Source organism: Xenorhabdus anantnagensis, assembly GCF_028598555.1.
In the GTDB taxonomy this organism is placed as follows: Bacteria; Pseudomonadota; Gammaproteobacteria; order Enterobacterales; family Enterobacteriaceae; genus Xenorhabdus; species Xenorhabdus anantnagensis.
Window position 1 is genome coordinate 1 of the sequence record NZ_JAQRFN010000081.1, and the last position, 1,098, is coordinate 1,098.

Sequence of the window (1,098 nt, forward strand, 5' to 3'; positions counted from 1 at the left end):
AGTTTCGTCTGTTGCAATCAAGATGCAGCGAAGGGCATAATTCGGGGCACTTACCGTTCGATTAAAGGAATGCCCTCAATAATGAAACTAAACGCACGACAAATCGAAACTGCAAAGCCCAAAGAAAAAACCTACAAACTCGCCGATGGCGGAGGCCTTTATTTAGAAGTCTCAGCACGTGGCTCAAAATACTGGCGCATGAAGTATTACCGCCCGACCGATAAGAAAGAAGACCGTCTGGCGTTCGGTGTCTATCCGGCAGTCTCGTTAGCCGATGCCCGCGCCAGACGGGATGAAGCCAAAAAGCTGATGGCACAGGGCATCGATCCCAAAGCCGAAAAGAAAGGCATACCAACGCCCGCCAAAGTCAATTCATTTGAAGAAGTCGCCCGAGCATGGCACGCCAGTAACAAACGCTGGAGCGACAGCCACCGTCAAAAAGTGCTGCGCAGCCTTGAGCAGTCTATTTTCCCCCATATCGGCGCTCGCGATATTACCACATTACGCACCAGCCAGCTTTTAGCACCCGTCAAAGCCATTGATGAGCAGGGCAAACACGATATCGCCCAGCGCTTACGCCAACGAGTCACCGCGATTATGCGCTATGCCGTCCAGAATGATATTCTGGAAACAAACCCTGCTAACGACATGGCCGGCGCACTCACCACCACGAAATCCCGCCATCATCCTGCCCTGCCCCATGAATATTTACCTGATTTTCTGAACCGCTTATCGGCCTATCGTGGTCGCCTGCTGACCAAGATTGCGGTAGAACTGGCGCTGCTGACGTTTGTCCGCTCCAGTGAGCTGAGATTTGCCCGCTGGCAGGAAATCGACCTTGAAAACGCGGTCTGGAAAACTCCCGCTACACGAAAACCCATCAAAGGCGTTCGCTTTTCTGAGCGCGGCATGAAAATGAAAACGGATCACATCGTGCCGCTGAGCCGTCAAGCTGTCTCGTTATTCAAAGAGTTGAGCGTACTGAGCGGCAACTGCGAAGTGGTATTCCCCAGTGATCATGATGCTGCGAAAGTTATGAGTGAAAACACCGTCAATAAGGCGCTACGGGCGATGGGCTATGACACCCAAACCGATGTC

General features: G+C 52.2%; 1 protein-coding gene. It reads left to right on the forward strand.

The annotated features are described in order from the left end of the window. Nucleotides 1-81: 81 nt before the first annotated feature. Nucleotides 82-1,098: tyrosine-type recombinase/integrase (locus PSI14_RS19945; protein WP_273577721.1), on the forward strand; the 1,017-nt coding region annotated here is incomplete at its 3' end.